Source organism: Streptomyces sp. NBC_00582 (assembly GCF_036345155.1).
Lineage (GTDB): Bacteria > Actinomycetota > Actinomycetes > Streptomycetales > Streptomycetaceae > Streptomyces.
Genome location: NZ_CP107772.1, coordinates 5,439,362 through 5,454,918 on the forward strand (window position 1 = coordinate 5,439,362; position 15,557 = coordinate 5,454,918).

The window sequence follows — 15,557 nt, forward strand, 5'->3', positions numbered from 1 at the left end:
CCAGGGTTGTGGATCGCGGGGCGACCCTGTGGATTACTTCTTCTCGACCGCGTGGCCGCCGAACTGGTTGCGCAGCGCCGCGATCATCTTCATCTGCGGGGAGTCCTCCTGGCGGGAGGAGAACCGCGCGAACAGCGAGGCCGTGATCGCGGGCAGCGGCACGGCGTGGTCGATGGCGGCCTCCACGGTCCAGCGGCCCTCGCCGGAGTCCTGGGCGAAGCCCTTCAGCCTGTCGAGGTGCTCGTCCTCGTCGAGGGCGTTGACCGCGAGGTCGAGCAGCCAGGACCGGATGACCGTGCCCTCCTGCCAGGAGCGGAAGACCTCGCGCACGTCGGTGACGGAGTCGACCTTCTCCAGGAGCTCCCAGCCCTCGGCGTAGGCCTGCATCATGGCGTACTCGATGCCGTTGTGGACCATCTTGGCGAAGTGGCCCGCGCCCACCTTGCCGGCGTGCACCGCGCCGAAGTCGCCCTCGGGCCGCAGCGCGTCGAAGACCGGCTGCACCTTGGCGACGTTCTCCTCGGTGCCGCCGTACATCAGCGCGTAGCCGTTCTCCAGGCCCCAGACGCCACCGGAGACTCCGCAGTCGACGAAGCCGATGCCCTGGGCGGCCAGCTCCTCGGCGTGCTTCTCGTCGTCCGTCCAGCGGGAGTTGCCGCCGTCCACGACGACATCGCCCGGCTCCAGCAGCTCGGCCAGCTCGTCGATCGTCGACTGGGTGGCGGCACCGGCCGGGACCATCACCCACACCACGCGCGGGGCCTCGAGCTTGCCCACGAGTTCTTCGAGGCTGTGGACATCGGCGAGGTCCGGGTTGCGGTCGTATCCGACGACGGTGTGGCCCGCGCGGCGGATCCGCTCGCGCATGTTGCCGCCCATCTTGCCGAGGCCGACGAGACCGAGCTCCATCAGTTGTTCCTTAGGTCGCTGTGTGGCGTGTGGGGCACCTTCGTACCCATGTCCGAGCCTAAACCCGGACGCTCACGCACACCTGTGGGCATACGCGCTCAGACGTGGGGGCCCACATACAGGCTCACCTGCGGGTTTGCCCACAGGCCGGGAGGTGGTTCTCCACGGCCTGTGGACAACGTCGGGCGGCTCAGCCGCTCAGTCGCACCGGCATGATCAGGTACTTGTAGGCGTCGTCCGCCTCGGCGTCCATGGCCGGCTTGCCGCTGAGCAGCGCGGGCTTGGTGGACGTCGTGAAGGAGAGCTGGGCGACGGGGGAGTCGATCGCGCTCAGGCCGTCCAGCAGGAAGGTCGGGTTGAAGGCGATCGAGATGTCGTCGCCCTCGAGCTGGGCGTCGACCCTTTCCACAGCCTGTGCGTCGTCGCTGGAGCCGGCCTCCAGGATGAGCACGCCCTGCTCGAAGCTGAGCCGCACCGGGGTGTTGCGCTCGGCGACCAGGGCCACACGCTTGACGGCCTCCACGAAGGGGGCGGTCTCGATCACGGCGACGGAGTTGAACTCGGTCGGGAACAGCGTGCGGTACTTCGGCAGGTCGCCCTCGAGGAGACGGGTGGTCGTCCGGCGGCCGGCGCCCTCGAAACCGATCAGGCCCTCGCCGGAGCCCGAGCCGGAGAGCGCCAGGATGACGCTGTCGCCGCTCGTGAGGGCCTTGGCGGTGTCCAGGAGCGTCTTGGCGGGGACCAGGGCGACCGCGGAGGCGTCCGGGTTCTCCGGCTTCCACAGGAACTCGCGGACCGCGAAGCGGTAGCGGTCGGTGGAGGCGAGGGTGACGGTGTCGCCCTCGATCTCGATGCGCACACCGGTGAGGACGGGGAGCGTGTCGTCACGGCCGGCGGCGATCGCCACCTGGGCGGCGGCGGAGGCGAAGACCTCGCCGGGGACGGTGCCCGTCGCGTTCGGCATCTGGGGCAGCGACGGGTACTCCTCCACAGGCAGTGTGTGGAGGGTGAACCGCGAGGAGCCGCAGACCACGGTCGCCCGTACACCGTCTGTGGAAATCTCCACCGGCCGGTTGGGGAGCGCGCGGCAGATGTCCGCGAGCAGACGGCCGGAGACGAGGACCGTGCCCTCCTCCTCGACCTCGGCCTCCACGGACACGCGCGCGGAGACCTCGTAGTCGAAGCTGGAGAGGCTCAGGGCGCCGTCCTCGGCCTTCAGCAGCAGGCCCGCGAGGACAGGCGCCGGCGGACGGGCCGGGAGGCTGCGCGCCGCCCAGGCCACTGCCTCCGCGAGTACGTCGCGTTCCACCCGGATCTTCACTCTTGCCGCCTCCTGCTGTTGCCGGCGCTTCTCGGCCTGCCTGGCTTCGTCTGTCTGGTGTCGGTTGGTCGGCCCCTGTGAGGGGAAGGACCACCGGGGACCAGTCTGACGCACCGCACTGACAGTAGGTGCCTCTCGGGGTCAAGTCGTGACGAGGGGCAGCCGGGCACCGGAGAGCGAGTTGTGCACAGGACCCACTTCGAAACGGATTCCTGGCTCTCTCTAGTTGTCAGTAGTAGTAGGGCCTGTGGATACCGTGGATAACCCTGTTTTCGCAGCTCAGAGGCTGTTTTTTATCCACTGGCCCTGTGGGCGGAGGCGGTGGACAACCGGGCCCGTCTGTGGAGAACAGAAAGTTCTGCACACTCCGTGCACAGGGAGGGGCGACTTCTCCCCAGCGTCGTCCCCAGCTTTACCCGTCTTTCCCACAGCCCAACCCGGCAACTTCGTGTGACGCCTTTCACTCGACACAGTGAGAAGACGCGTCGGCTTGCCGAACAGTGGACAGAGATGTGGAGAAACCGCTGATCGCTGGGGACAACCGGCCGCAGCCTGTGGGTTGCCGGTGGACAACTTCGTGCACAGCCTGTGGACCGACTTTTTGTCCACAGCCTGTGGACGGTCTTTGTCCACGAATCCACAACCTGTTGACCTGGCTCGATGCTCCTCCCACAGGCTCGCCTGTGGATACAGTCTGGACAACTTCCGGGTCCCCAGGGTGTGGACGGGAAAAAGTCACCAAATCTGTGGAGGGCGGCCGTAACCCGGCCTGGAATCGAACACCGGATGACGAGCGGCCGGGACACGACGACAGCCCTCCACACACGAAGGGCGCCCCGGGATGGCTCCCGAGGCGCCCTCCACGGCGTCGTACGGCGGTCAGCCGGCCTTGATGCGGTTGGTCAGCTCGGTCACCTGGTTGTAGATGGAGCGCCGCTCGGCCATCAGATTGCGGATCTTGCGGTCGGCGTGCATGACCGTGGTGTGGTCGCGGCCGCCGAACAGCGCGCCGATCTTCGGCAGCGAGAGGTCCGTCAGCTCACGGCACAGATACATGGCGATCTGCCGGGCCGTCACCAGCGCCCGCCCGCGCGAGGTCCCGCACAGGTCCTCGACCGTGAGGCCGAAGTAGTCGGCGGTGGCGCTCATGATGGCCGTGGAGGTGATCTCGGGCGCCGAGTCCTCGCCGCCGGGGATCAGGTCCTTCAGGACGATCTCCGTCAGCCCCAGGTCCACCGGCTGCCGGTTGAGCGAGGCGAAGGCGGTCACCCGGATCAGCGCGCCCTCCAGCTCCCGGATGTTGCGCGAGATCCGCGAGGCGATGAACTCCAGTACCTCCGGCGGGGCGTTGAGCTGCTCCTGCACCGCCTTCTTGCGCAGGATCGCGATCCGCGTCTCCAGCTCGGGCGGCTGGACGTCGGTGATCAGACCCCACTCGAAACGGTTCCGCAGCCGGTCCTCCAGCGTCACGAGCTGCTTGGGCGGCCGGTCACTGGACAGCACGATCTGCTTGTTCGCGTTGTGGAGCGTGTTGAAGGTGTGGAAGAACTCCTCCTGCGTCGACTCCTTGTCCGCCAGGAACTGGATGTCGTCGACGAGCAGGATGTCCATCTCCCGGTACCGCTTGCGGAAGCTGTCGCCCTTGCCGTCGCGGATGGAGTTGATGAACTCGTTGGTGAACTCCTCCGAGCTGACGTACCGCACGCGCGTGCCGGGGTACAGGCTCCGCGCGTAGTGTCCGATCGCGTGCAGCAGGTGCGTCTTGCCCAGCCCCGACTCGCCGTAGATGAAGAGGGGGTTGTACGCCTTCGCGGGCGCCTCCGCGACGGCGACCGCGGCCGCGTGCGCGAAGCGGTTGGACGCGCCGATGACGAACGTGTCGAAGAGGTACTTCGGGTTCAGCCGTGCGGTCGGCTCCCCCGGTCCGCCCGTCGAGGGCGACGGCGCGGCCGACCCGGGCATCCCCGGTGCGCCGGGCCGCTGCGGCGGACCCGAACCGGACGGAGGTTCGGGCAGCTCACGCCGGCCGGCGTCCCGCTGGTCGTACTCGGGCCGCTTCTGCTCATAGGGAGCGGGGTCGTACGGCGGCCGCTCCATCGACTGCGGCCGGTAGTCCTGCGACGGCTGACCGTAGGAGTCCTGGGAGTAGGAGTCCGCGGACGGGGACGCGTAGGGGTCCTTGGCCGGGGAGCCGTAGGAGTCCTGGGACGGCGAGGCGTACGGATCGCGCTCCGGGAAGCCCAGCCGCTGCTGCTGCCAGCCGTAGTCGTCCTGCTGGGGCCGCGGCCAGGCGCCGGGCTCCGGGCGCTGGTACTCCGAGGGATACGCGGGCCGCGCGGTCGGGAGCTGGTCCCCGCGCTGACCCTCGCCGGAGGGACCCGGGAGCTGCTCGGCGCGGTGCCGGCCGTAGCCGCCGTCATAAGGGCTGTCGTAGGAGTTGTCGTACGTGCTGTCGTAGCGGCCCTTGGGCTCGTCGTACGGGCGGTCGTACGGGCCGGACGGGAGTTCGGGCTCCTCGTAGCGCGGCTGCGGCTGCTGCTGGACCGGGGGCGCCGGCGGGGCCGGGGGCTCGCCCACGGAGTCGTCCACGGTGATCGCGATACGGATCGGGCGGCCGCACTCACGGCTCAGCGTCTCGCTGACGATGGGGGCCAGCCGGCCCTCCAGTACGCCCTTGGCGAACTCGTTCGGTACGGCGAGCAGCGCGGTGTCGGCGACCAGCGCGAGCGGCTGGCAGCGCCGGATCCAGTGCTCGTCCTTCGCCTCGACACCCTGGCCACGGCCCTCACCGAGGAGCTGCTCCAGTACGCGTGGCCACACTGCGGCAAGATCGGCAGGTACGTCAGCCACAGGGCACGCTCTCTCGTGGGGGGGTCCCACGAACGTGTGGTTGCGGGACGGGTCGTCATGCAGTTCGGCGGGAGCCGAGTACTCGCGGTCGGGAAGCAGGGGTCAAAGGAACGAATCGGAGTCCAGCCACGGTAGTCAGGGCGACGGGTGCGGTTCAAGTTGTTGTCCCCAGGCTGTGGATAGTGTCTCCCGGTGACCCCTGGTTTGACCGGATGGCGCAGCCGCGCGTACCGTAACCAGGTCGAGTTGTCGATGGCTGCTGCCGCCTGCCTCCGATGGGCACAGATCGCGTCAGGTGATCGGGAAGCGGTGCACTCGGGCGTAACGAGAGCTACTCGTGGGCGCACGGTGACAGCCAGGACGGCACCCGCCACACCGATTTGATTTCTGGAGCCCCCGAGTGAGCAAGCGCACCTTCCAGCCGAACAACCGTCGTCGCGCCAAGACCCACGGCTTCCGCCTGCGGATGCGCACCCGTGCCGGCCGCGCGATTCTCGCGAACCGCCGCAGCAAGGGTCGCGCGAACCTGTCCGCCTGAGCCTGATCAGGTCATGACGTCGTGCTGCCTACCGAGCATCGGCTGAGGCGGCGCGAGGACTTCGCGACCGCGGTACGACGGGGCCGCCGGGCCGGACGCCCGACGCTCGTCGTCCACCTTCGAAGCGGTGCCACGGACCCGCACGCGCCTGGGGAGAGCGCTCCCCCGACGCGTGCGGGTTTCGTCGTGAGCAAGGCCGTGGGTGGAGCGGTCGTGCGCAACAAGGTGAAGCGCAGACTTCGCCATCTGATGCGCGACCGAGTCGTTCTGTTGCCCCCCGGTAGCCTGGTAGTCGTACGGGCGCTGCCCGGTGCGGGTGACGCCGACCACGCACAGCTGACCCAAGACCTTGATGCCGCCCTTCAAAGGCTGCTGGGAGGGGGCGCGCGATGAAGTACCCGCTGCTGGCCCTGATCAAGCTCTACCAGTGGACGATCAGTCCACTGCTGGGTCCGGTCTGCAAGTACTACCCTTCGTGCTCCCACTACGGCTACACGGCCGTCGACCGGCACGGCGCGATCAAGGGAACGGCACTCACCGCCTGGCGCATCCTGCGGTGCAACCCGTGGTCGCTGGGGGGTGTGGACCATGTCCCGCCGCGGAAGCGCCCGCGGTGGCACGAAATGCTGCGCGACGCCTGGCGTGCACGCAGGGGCGGGACCTCCGCCGCCGAAACGGCCACCGAGCATTCCTCGAGCCCGGCCGCAGAGACCCCGTCCCATGCCCAAGGAGCATGATTAGTGGACACGATTGCCAGCCTCTTCAGCTTCATCACGACACCCGTTTCCTGGGTCATCGTCCAGTTCCACACGGTGTACGGCAAGATCTTCGGCCCTGACACCGGATGGGCCTGGGGCCTGTCGATCGTGTCTCTGGTGATCCTGATCCGCATCTGCCTGATCCCGCTCTTCGTGAAGCAGATCAAGGCGACCCGGGCCATGCAGACGCTCCAGCCCGAGATGAAGAAGATCCAGGAGCGCTACAAGAACGACAAGCAGCGTCAGTCCGAAGAGATGATGAAGCTGTACAAGGAGACGGGCACCAACCCGCTCTCCTCGTGCCTTCCCATCCTGGCGCAGTCCCCGTTCTTCTTCGCCCTCTACCACGTGCTCAACGGCATCGCGAACGGTGACACCATCGGCGTGATCAACCAGAGCCTGCTGGAGAGCGCGCAGAAGGCGCACATCTTCGGCGCTCCGCTGGCCGCGAAGTTCACCGACAGCGCGTCGGAGGCCTCGGCCCTCGGAGCCTCGCTCACGGACGTCCGGGTCGTCACCGCGATCATGATCGTCCTGATGTCGGCCTCGCAGTTCTTCACCCAGCGCCAGCTGATGACGAAGAACGTCGACACCTCGGTGAAGACGCCGTTCATGCAGCAGCAGAAGATGCTGATGTACGTCTTCCCGGTGATGTTCGCCGTCTTCGGCATCAACTTCCCGGTCGGTGTCCTCGTCTACTGGCTGACCACCAACGTGTGGACCATGGGCCAGCAGATGTACGTCATCCACAACAACCCGACCCCGGGTTCCAAGGCCCAGGCCGCGTACTTGGAGCGCCTGTACAAGCACGTGACGCACGCCGGCAAGACCCGCCGCCGCAGCGAGAAGACGATCATCAAGGCCATCGTCGCCAAGGGCCGTGACCGCAACGAGGCCGAGCGCAAGTTCATCAACGGACTGACCAAGGCGGGTCTCGCGGCCCAGGCCGACGGCACCGTGGTGAAGAGCGACGCCCAGACCGTCGTGGAGACCGAGGACGGCACCACCACGAGCGCGGCCGCCGCCAAGCGCCAGCAGCCGAAGCGGCAGTCCAAGTCGCAGCGCCAGTCCGGCGGCCCGAAGGCGGCCGGTGAGACCACCTCGCTGAGCAAGTCCGACGAGCCCGAGGACGACAAGCCCTCCGACGCCGCCCCGCGGACCGCCCCCAAGGCCACTACGGGGGGCGGACGCAGCAAGGCCCAGTCCGGGCAGCGCAAGGGCGGCCCGCAGCGCCCCAAGTCCCCCTCCAAGAAGTAAGAAGGAGCCCATCCCGTGACGGAAGGCACCACCTCCGCTGCCGAGGGTGCAGACACCCTGACCCGCCTGGAGCAGGAGGGCGAGATCGCGGCGGACTACCTCGAGGGTCTGCTGGACATCGCCGATCTCGACGGCGACATCGACATGGACGTCGAGGCCGACCGCGCCTCTGTGTCGATCATCAGCGACTCGGGCGCCCGTGATCTGCAGAAGCTGGTCGGCCGGGACGGCGAGGTGCTGGAGGCACTGCAGGAGCTGACGCGCCTGGCCGTGCACCGGGAGACCGGCGACCGCAGCCGGCTGATGCTGGACATCGCGGGCTACCGCGCCAAGAAGCGTGCCGAGCTCTCCGAGCTGGGCGCCAAGGCCGCGACCGACGCCAAGAACAGCGGCGAGCCCGTGAAGCTGAAGCCCATGACGCCCTTCGAGCGCAAGGTCGTCCATGACGCGGTCAAGGCCGCGGGTCTGCGCAGCGAGTCCGAGGGCGAGGAGCCGCAGCGCTTCGTCGTCGTGCTTCCCAACTAGTTTCGGTACGTGCGTCACCCCGGCCCCGTCTGTAGCGCAGGCGGGGCCGGTCTTTGTCAGCCTGGTGTTTCTGGTGGTCGGCGCAGGACGCCGATGCGGTACGGAAGGACGGTCCCCGTGACGGAGGCAGCGGAGCTCCCCCCTGCGCCCGAGGTGGCACGCGAGGTATTCGGTGATCGCTTCGCGGATGCGGTCCGGTACGCCGAGCTCCTGGCCGAGGCAGGCGTACAGCGCGGCCTCATCGGCCCGCGCGAGGTGCCCCGCCTGTGGGAGCGGCACATCCTCAACTGCGCGGTGCTCTCCGAGGTCGTGCCCGAGGGCGTGACCGTGTGCGATGTGGGCTCGGGTGCCGGGCTGCCCGGTATCCCCCTGGCGCTGGTGCGCGAGGACCTGAAGATCACTCTTCTGGAGCCGCTGCTGCGGCGCACGAACTTCCTCACCGAGGTCGTCGAGCTCCTCGGCCTGGACCATGTCACCGTGGTCCGTGGCCGCGCCGAGGAGGTCATGGGCAAGCTTCCGCCCGTGCATGTGGTGACCGCCCGTGCCGTGGCTCCCCTGGACCGTCTGGCGACCTGGGGCATCCCGCTGCTGCGCCCCTACGGTGAGATGCTCGCGCTCAAGGGCGACACCGCCGAGGAGGAGCTGAAGAGCGCGGCCACGGCTCTGAGCAAGCTGGGCGCGGTCGGCACCTCGATCCTCCAGGTCGGCGAGGACGTCGTCGACCCGCTCTCCACGGTGGTGCGGGTCGAGGTCGGGGAGAGCCCCGGAGGCGTGCGGTTCGCGGCCAAGCGGGCGAAGGCGGCCCGGACGGGGCGTGTCCGCCGCCGACGGTGAGCCGTCGTTGAGGTGACGGGGTGGGAGTGTCGCGTCCATTCGGCCGTAGGTAGTGGGCATCGTGTTTCACGTGAAACGTCGCTCCCTGCTCCACGGCATCATCAGCCGCGGCCGCGCCGCTGCCGAACCCCGCGACCGTAAGTCCTTCGGCTCGCTGGACAAGCCTCTCGGTTCACTCGATGCGGGCGTGGAGTTGTCCACAGAGGTGGATTTCTCCACAGAACAACAGGCCTCACTGGTTCGCGACCCCGAAGACATGGCAGGCTCTGTTCATTGCGAGCTTGAAGTCGAGGAGAGTGAATCCTTGCGGTCCGACGCCAACATCGCGGGACCGATGGCCGATCCGGTCCCCGGTCCCCGTACCGAGTCCTTGGGGGAGGATGTTTCACGTGAAACACCGCCCCCGATGGACGACACTCCGATCGGTCGTGCTGCCCAACTGGCGGTGGAGGCACTGGGCCGCGCCGGCGAGGGTCTGCCACGTCCGGAGCAGACCCGGATCATCGTGGTCGCCAACCAGAAGGGCGGGGTCGGCAAGACCACGACGACCGTGAACCTTGCCGCTTCCCTGGCCCTGCACGGCGGCCGGGTCCTCGTCGTCGACCTCGACCCGCAGGGCAACGCGTCCACTGCCCTGGGAATCGACCATCACGCCGAGGTTCCGTCCATCTATGACGTGCTGGTCGAGAGCCGCCCGCTCGCGGAGGTCGTCCAGCCGGTCCCCGATGTCGAAGGCCTCTTCTGCGCTCCCGCCACGATCGATCTCGCCGGTGCGGAGATCGAGCTGGTATCCCTGGTGGCACGGGAGAGCCGGCTGCAGCGGGCCATCCAGGCCTATGAGCAGCCGCTGGACTACATCCTCATCGACTGCCCGCCCTCGCTCGGCCTGCTGACGGTCAACGCGCTCGTGGCGGGTGCCGAGGTCCTGATCCCGATCCAGTGCGAGTACTACGCACTGGAAGGACTGGGCCAGCTCCTGCGCAACGTCGACCTGGTACGGGGGCATCTCAACCCCGCTCTGCATGTGTCGACCATTCTGCTCACCATGTACGACGGCCGGACGCGCCTGGCGTCCCAGGTCGCCGAGGAGGTGCGCACCCACTTCGGAGACGAGGTCCTGCGGACGAGCATTCCTCGCTCGGTCCGTATCTCCGAAGCACCGAGCTATGGGCAGACGGTGTTGACCTACGATCCAGGATCGAGCGGTGCCCTCTCCTATCTTGAGGCGGCCCGAGAGATCGCGCTGAAGGGTGTCGGGATCAGCTATGACGCCACCCACGCCCATATCGGCGCACAGAACAATCCGAGCATGGTGGAGGGGATCCAGTGAATGAGCGACGGAGGGGGTTGGGCCGTGGTCTCGCCGCACTGATCCCTGCCGCCCCGACGGAGAAGACGCCGGCGCAGACCGCGGTGACGGGCTCCCCGTCCCCGGCGGGCGGACCGGGTCTGAACTCCGACCGCGGGGTGGCCGCGGCGAAGGTGGCCACACTGCCGACTGTTTCACGTGAAACAGCGGATCTGTCGGCCTACGACGCGGAGGAGACGCCCGCACCGCCCATCGGTGCCTACTTCGCCGAGATCCCCCTCGACGCGATCACGCCGAACCCGCAGCAGCCCCGCGTGGTCTTCGACGAGTACGCGCTGGAAGAACTCGTCATCTCCATCAAGGAGGTCGGTCTCCTCCAGCCGGTCGTCGTACGGCAGCTCGGTCCCGGGCGCTATGAGCTCATCATGGGTGAGCGGCGCTGGCGGGCCTGCCGCGAGGCGGGTCTGGAGGCGATCCCGGCGATCGTGCGGGCCACGGACGACGAGAAGCTTCTGCTGGACGCCCTCCTGGAGAACCTTCACCGGGCGCAGCTGAACCCGCTGGAAGAGGCTGCCGCCTACGACCAGTTGCTGAAGGACTTCAACTGCACGCACGACCAGCTCGCGGACCGCATCGGCCGGTCCCGCCCGCAGGTCTCCAACACGCTGCGTCTGCTGAAGCTCTCGCCGGCCGTGCAGAACCGGGTGGCGGCGGGGGTGCTCTCCGCCGGGCACGCTCGCGCGCTGCTCTCCGTGGAGGACGCGGAGGAGCAGGAGCGGCTGGCCCACCGGATCGTGGCCGAGGGACTCTCGGTGCGAAACGTCGAAGAGATCGTGACCCTCATGGGTTCCCGGCCGCAGACGGCCCAGCGTTCCCGGAAGCCGCGTGCCGGGGCTCTGGTCTCCCCGGCGTTGTCCGAGCTCGCCACCCGGCTCTCGGACCGCTTCGAGACCCGGGTGAAGGTCGACCTGGGGCAGAAGAAGGGCAAGATCACCGTCGAGTTCGCCTCCGTCGATGACCTGGAGCGGATCCTCGGCACCTTGGCCCCCGGCGAGGGGTTCGCCCTGCAGAAGGGGCTCGGCGAGGAGGACGACTCCGAGGAAGCGGACGACTGAGCCACAGGTCGGCCCTGCGACGGTCTGAGCGAGCCGTGTCCGGTGTGTCCGGGACACGGCTCGCTCTTTGCGTTCAGTCGGTATCGACGGGAATCGCAACGTGGATACGATGCGAGGGGATAGGGCGCATCCACCAGGCAGCACCTCGACGTGGGAGGCGGGGGCCATGCGAACGATGAGCCGGACGGGACTGGTGAGCGCGGGGCTGGGACTGGGCGCGGTCGGCGGCTTCGTCGGCAGTCTGCTCAGGGAACGCAGCGCTCTGACAGCCGCTCGCGACGCTGCGGGCGAAGGAAGCGAGGAACAGCCTTCATGGGGCGTCGGCTTGTACCGCTCACGCTGGACAACCTTCAGGACCTTCCCAAGCGCTGCCGCTCGTGTGTCTTCTGGGAACTCGACCCCGTCAGGGGTGCGGCCGCGCTGAAGGCGGGAACGGCTGCGCTGGAGAAGGAGTCCTGGATCTCCGCCGTCCTGCTGGACTGGGGATCCTGCGGCCGGGTGGTGTACGTCGACGATCGTCCCGTGGGATTCGTCCTCTACGCACCGCCCGCCTATGTGCCCCGCTCGACGGCGTTTCCCACGAGTCCCGCGGCACCGGACGCCGTGCAGCTGATGACCTCGTTCATCATGCCGGGGTACCAGGGGCAGGGGCTCGGCCGGGTGATGGTGCAGACCGTCGCGAAGGATCTGCTGAGGCGCGGCTTCAAAGCGATCGAGGCGTTCGGCGACGCGCGGTGGAAGGAACCGGGCTGTCTGCTCCCCGCCGATCATCTACTGGCCGTGGGCTTCAAGACGGTACGACCGCATCCCCGCCACCCGCGGCTGCGACTGGAGCTGCGGACCACGCTCTCCTGGAAGGAAGACGTGGAGATGGCCCTGGACCGGTTGCTGGGGGCCGTACAGAAGGAGCCGGCGCTGCGACCGCTGTAGGCATGACGAAGGGGCCGGTCCTCGCGGACCGGCCCCACGTCTGTTCCACGTTGCTGTTTCACGCACTGTTTCACGTGAAACGGTGCGTCACTCGGAGATGAAGGTCTCCAGGTCGCGGACGAGCGCGGCCTTCGGCTTGGCGCCGACGATGGTCTTGGCGACCTCGCCGTCCTGGTAGACGTTCAGCGTCGGGATCGACATGACGCCGTACTTCGCCGCCGTGTTCGGGTTCTCGTCGATGTTGAGCTTGACGATCTCGATCTTGTCGCCGTGCTCGGCGGCGATGGCCTCGAGGGACGGAGCGATCTGGCGGCACGGGCCGCACCACTCGGCCCAGAAGTCCACCAGAACGGGCTTGTCGCTCTTGAGGACGACCTCATCGAAGTCGGCGTCGGTCACATTCTTCAGGGTGCCGGCCACAGGGGGCTCCTTCATTCCTTGTGCGGTGGGGCGGGAGAGGGGGGTCAGACAGCAGTCTTCTCGGGCTCGGCCTGCTCCTCGTCCGCGAGGGCGGCGAGGAAGCGCTCGGCGTCGAGAGCGGAGGAGCAGCCGGTGCCGGCCGCGGTGATCGCCTGGCGGTAGGTGTGGTCCACCACGTCACCAGCCGCGAAGACACCGGTCAGGTTCGTCCGGGTCGAGGGCGCGGCGACCTTGAGGTAGCCCTCCTCGTCCAGGTCGAGCTGGCCCTTGAAGAGCTCGGTGCGCGGGTCGTGGCCGATGGCGATGAACAGACCGGTGACCGCCAGGTCGGAGAGCTCTCCGGTCTTGAGGTTGCGCAGCTTCAGACCGGCCAGCTTCGGGTCGCCCTGGATCTCGGCGACCTCGCTGTCCCAGACGAACTTGATCTTCGGGTCGGCGAAGGCGCGCTCCTGCATCGCCTTGGAGGCGCGCAGGGTGTCACGGCGGTGGACGATCGTGACGGACTTGGCGAAGCGGGAGAGGAAGGTGGCTTCCTCCATCGCGGTGTCGCCGCCGCCGATCACGGCGATGTCCTGGTCCTTGAAGAAGAACCCGTCACACGTGGCACACCAGGAGACGCCGCGGCCGGAGAGGGCGTCCTCGTTCGGCAGGCCGAGCTTGCGGTGCTGGGAGCCGGTGGCGACGATGACGGCCTTGGCGTGGTGAACCGTGCCGGCCGTGTCCGTGACGGTCTTGATCTCACCGGTGAGGTCGACGGAGACGATGTCGTCCGCGATGAGCTCGGCACCGAAGCGCTCGGCCTGGGCGCGCATGTTGTCCATGAGCTCGGGGCCCATGATGCCGTCCTGGAAGCCAGGGAAGTTCTCCACCTCGGTGGTGTTCATCAGAGCACCGCCCGCGGTGACGGCGCCTTCGAACACCAGCGGCTTCAGCGACGCACGCGCGGTGTAGAGCGCGGCGGTGTAGCCGGCGGGCCCGGAGCCGATGATGATCACGTTACGGACGTCGCTCACGGCTTAGTTCCTCGTCTCTGGTCTGCGTCGTTCGACCGGTGGGAGCTGCTCTGAACTCTCACCCCACCCAACGGATCCTAAGGGGCGCGCATTCCCGGTGTGTCCGGGCACACGGAGTAAGGACCCCTTGGGGAGAACAGCCGAGGACGGAGCCGCAGGTGGGCCGTCAGTGACGGGTGAAGGAGTCCTTGAGAAGGATCTTGGCCGGGCCCGACGAGGGATGCGTGACGCAGGTCCTGTCCATGAGGTAGGCGTCGACCTTGGTGCTGTCGGAGGTGTCGGGCAGCACGACGAGAAGCGCGTCCGTGCTCTTGTAGACGCCTTCCTCGGTGGCGAGGGCGGCGTCGGTGCGGCCGATGCCCTTCTGGACGCAGTCGGGGACCGTGGGCTCCTTGAAGACCTTGGTGCTCGGGCTGCCGCTGACACCGTCGATGCCGACGCTGTTCGGCGCCTTCGATCCCTGGGCCTCGCCGAGGAGCTCCGTGACCCTCTGCTCCAGGGTGCCCTGGGCGAAGGTGTCCGAGGCGGTGGAGTGCGCCTGCGGGGAGCTACCCGGTTCCCCGTCTCCCGTCAGGGACGACATCAGGACGCCCCCGAGCCCCAGGGCGGCGGCACCGAGGACGGCGCCCAGGACGGCGATCCTTCGGCGCCCGCCCCGCTTGCCGCTCTTGCGGCCCGGACCGGTGGTGGAGGTGCGGGCATGTCCCGAGGGGCGGTCCGTGGCGGTCGCTGTTTCACGTGAAACATGGGCTGCCGTGGAGGCACCGCGGGACACCGTGCCTCCGACGGCTGCGGCGTCGCGCTCGGCGGCGAGGGCGCCCTCGATGCGGTGGGCTATGTCGTCCGGCATCGGAGGCGCTTCGGGGAACGTGCCGAGCAGATCGCGGATCTCCTCGAGTGACGCGTGGACGTCGGCGCAGAGTGCGCAGCCGTCGAGGTGCCGGCGTACATCGGCGCTGCGGGAAGGGGCGAGCAGGCCCTCGGTGAGGTCGGAGATCTCCGCGACGTCCGGGTGTCCGGTCGTGTCCGTCGTCGATGTCACGCTCGCCCACCTCCGCCCTTCACCGCTGTTGAATCCCCTGACCCGGCACCGCCCGACCCGTCGTCGGGAGGGTCCGCTGCCGGTGGGACGGATGTCCCCTGCGCCCGGTTCCGTCCACCGCCGCTTTCCTCGGCGTCCCCGGTGTTCTCCGGTCGCAGATGGGTGAGCAGGGGCAGGAGCCTGGCTCTGCCCCGGGCACAGCGGCTCTTCACCGTCCCGGTCGGCACATCGAGGACGCGGGCGGCTTCGGCGACGGGGTACCCCTGCATGTCGACCAGGACGAGCGCCGCTCGCTGGTCGGGCGGGAGGGTGCCGAGGGCTTCGAGGAGCTGGCGGTGCACGTCCTTGCGTTCCGCGGGGGCGGCGGCCGACTCATGGGGTTCGAGCAGGTGCTCCAGACGCTCGGTGTCGTCGACCGGCGAGGTCTTGCGGGAGGCCGCCTTGCGGGCCCGGTCCAGACAGGCGTTCACGGTGATGCGGTGCAGCCAGGTCGTGACGGCGGACTGGCCGCGGAAGGTGTGGGCGGCGCGGTAGGCCGACACCAGGGCGTCCTGGACGGCGTCAGCGGCCTCCTCGCGGTCCCCCAGCGTCCGCAGGGCAACCGCCCAGAGCCGATCCCGGTGGCGCCGTACAAGCTCACCGAAGGCGTCGGGGTCGCCCTCCACATGCCGGGCGAGGAGGTCCTGGTCGCTCGCCGCGTCGTAGCCGCCGCTTTGCGCCATCGGACCCCCTTCCT

At 68.5% G+C, this 15,557-nt stretch carries 16 protein-coding genes; 9 read left to right on the plus strand and 7 right to left on the minus strand.

Annotated elements, in window-relative coordinates; all coding sequences use genetic code 11:
• Positions 1–33: 33 nt before the first annotated feature.
• The 3 genes from gnd to dnaA all read right to left on the minus strand — a co-directional run bounded on the left by gnd (position 34) and on the right by dnaA (position 5,080).
• Positions 34–909 carry a phosphogluconate dehydrogenase (NAD(+)-dependent, decarboxylating) gene (gene gnd, locus OG852_RS24250; RefSeq protein WP_330348942.1) on the minus strand — a complete coding sequence of 292 codons (876 nt, stop codon included), beginning with the start codon at positions 907–909 and terminating at the stop codon, positions 34–36.
• A 190-nt stretch (positions 910–1,099) separates the two neighbouring features.
• Positions 1,100–2,230, minus strand: a complete 1,131-nt coding sequence (dnaN, locus tag OG852_RS24255) for a DNA polymerase III subunit beta (RefSeq protein WP_133911118.1) — start codon at positions 2,228–2,230, stop codon at positions 1,100–1,102.
• Positions 2,231–3,109: 879 nt separating this feature from the next.
• Entirely contained in the window at positions 3,110–5,080 is a 1,971-nt protein-coding gene (gene dnaA / locus OG852_RS24260) for a chromosomal replication initiator protein DnaA (RefSeq protein ID WP_330348943.1), read from the minus strand.
• A 400-nt stretch (positions 5,081–5,480) separates the two neighbouring features.
• Between dnaA and rpmH the strand changes: the two genes are divergently transcribed.
• From rpmH to OG852_RS24305, 9 genes are all read left to right on the plus strand, one after another.
• On the plus strand, positions 5,481–5,618 hold the full coding sequence (gene rpmH, locus OG852_RS24265) for a 50S ribosomal protein L34 (protein WP_018846094.1): 138 nt from the start codon (positions 5,481–5,483) through the stop codon (positions 5,616–5,618).
• Between the two features lie 21 nt (positions 5,619–5,639).
• Positions 5,640–6,011 carry a ribonuclease P protein component gene (gene rnpA / locus OG852_RS24270; RefSeq protein ID WP_133911120.1) on the plus strand — a complete coding sequence of 124 codons (372 nt, stop codon included), beginning with the start codon at positions 5,640–5,642 and terminating at the stop codon, positions 6,009–6,011.
• Positions 6,008–6,355 carry a membrane protein insertion efficiency factor YidD gene (gene yidD / locus OG852_RS24275; RefSeq protein ID WP_133911121.1) on the plus strand — a complete coding sequence of 116 codons (348 nt, stop codon included), beginning with the start codon at positions 6,008–6,010 and terminating at the stop codon, positions 6,353–6,355. Before rnpA ends, yidD begins: the two co-directional genes overlap by 4 nt.
• 3 nt (positions 6,356–6,358) lie before the next feature.
• Positions 6,359–7,633 (plus strand): membrane protein insertase YidC, encoded by a 1,275-nt coding sequence (gene yidC, locus OG852_RS24280; protein WP_133911122.1) that lies wholly within the window; start codon positions 6,359–6,361, stop codon positions 7,631–7,633.
• Between the two features lie 15 nt (positions 7,634–7,648).
• Positions 7,649–8,158, plus strand: coding sequence for a Jag family protein (locus tag OG852_RS24285; RefSeq protein ID WP_133911123.1), 510 nt, complete (start codon positions 7,649–7,651; stop codon positions 8,156–8,158).
• 117 nt (positions 8,159–8,275) lie between these two features.
• Positions 8,276–8,992, plus strand: coding sequence for a 16S rRNA (guanine(527)-N(7))-methyltransferase RsmG (rsmG, locus tag OG852_RS24290; RefSeq protein WP_133911124.1), 717 nt, complete (start codon positions 8,276–8,278; stop codon positions 8,990–8,992).
• Between the two features lie 256 nt (positions 8,993–9,248).
• Complete coding sequence (locus OG852_RS24295) at positions 9,249–10,322, plus strand: AAA family ATPase (protein WP_133911299.1); 1,074 nt, start codon at positions 9,249–9,251, stop codon at positions 10,320–10,322.
• On the plus strand, positions 10,319–11,416 hold the full coding sequence (locus OG852_RS24300; RefSeq protein WP_330348944.1) for a ParB/RepB/Spo0J family partition protein: 1,098 nt from the start codon (positions 10,319–10,321) through the stop codon (positions 11,414–11,416). The genes OG852_RS24295 and OG852_RS24300 overlap by 4 nt, the downstream gene beginning before the upstream one ends.
• 312 nt (positions 11,417–11,728) lie before the next feature.
• Positions 11,729–12,346: a GNAT family N-acetyltransferase gene (locus OG852_RS24305; protein ID WP_330348945.1), complete on the plus strand. Its 618-nt coding sequence runs from the start codon at positions 11,729–11,731 to the stop codon at positions 12,344–12,346.
• 87 nt (positions 12,347–12,433) lie between these two features.
• Here the strand turns inward: OG852_RS24305 and trxA are convergent, their stop codons facing one another.
• From trxA to sigM, 4 genes are all read right to left on the minus strand, one after another.
• Positions 12,434–12,766, minus strand: a complete 333-nt coding sequence (trxA, locus tag OG852_RS24310) for a thioredoxin (protein WP_055632129.1) — start codon at positions 12,764–12,766, stop codon at positions 12,434–12,436.
• A 44-nt stretch (positions 12,767–12,810) separates the two neighbouring features.
• Positions 12,811–13,779 (minus strand): thioredoxin-disulfide reductase, encoded by a 969-nt coding sequence (gene trxB / locus OG852_RS24315; protein ID WP_330348946.1) that lies wholly within the window; start codon positions 13,777–13,779, stop codon positions 12,811–12,813.
• Positions 13,780–13,945: 166 nt separating this feature from the next.
• On the minus strand, positions 13,946–14,821 hold the full coding sequence (locus OG852_RS24320; protein WP_330348947.1) for an anti-sigma factor family protein: 876 nt from the start codon (positions 14,819–14,821) through the stop codon (positions 13,946–13,948).
• Positions 14,818–15,543, minus strand: coding sequence for an RNA polymerase sigma factor SigM (gene sigM / locus OG852_RS24325; RefSeq protein ID WP_133911129.1), 726 nt, complete (start codon positions 15,541–15,543; stop codon positions 14,818–14,820). The genes OG852_RS24320 and sigM overlap by 4 nt, the downstream gene beginning before the upstream one ends.
• Between the last annotated feature and the right edge of the window lie 14 nt (positions 15,544–15,557).

What these genes read in the sequence shown, in the direction of transcription:
- gnd (WP_330348942.1), bottom strand. Translation starts at nt 909, where the DNA reads ATGGAGCTCGGTCTCGTCGGCCTCGGCAAGATGGGCGGCAACATGCGC.
- yidD (WP_133911121.1), top strand. Translation starts at nt 6,008, where the DNA reads ATGAAGTACCCGCTGCTGGCCCTGATCAAGCTCTACCAGTGGACGATC.
- OG852_RS24295 (WP_133911299.1), top strand. Translation starts at nt 9,249, where the DNA reads ATGGCAGGCTCTGTTCATTGCGAGCTTGAAGTCGAGGAGAGTGAATCC.
- OG852_RS24305 (WP_330348945.1), top strand. Translation starts at nt 11,729, where the DNA reads ATGGGGCGTCGGCTTGTACCGCTCACGCTGGACAACCTTCAGGACCTT.
- sigM (WP_133911129.1), bottom strand. Translation starts at nt 15,543, where the DNA reads ATGGCGCAAAGCGGCGGCTACGACGCGGCGAGCGACCAGGACCTCCTC.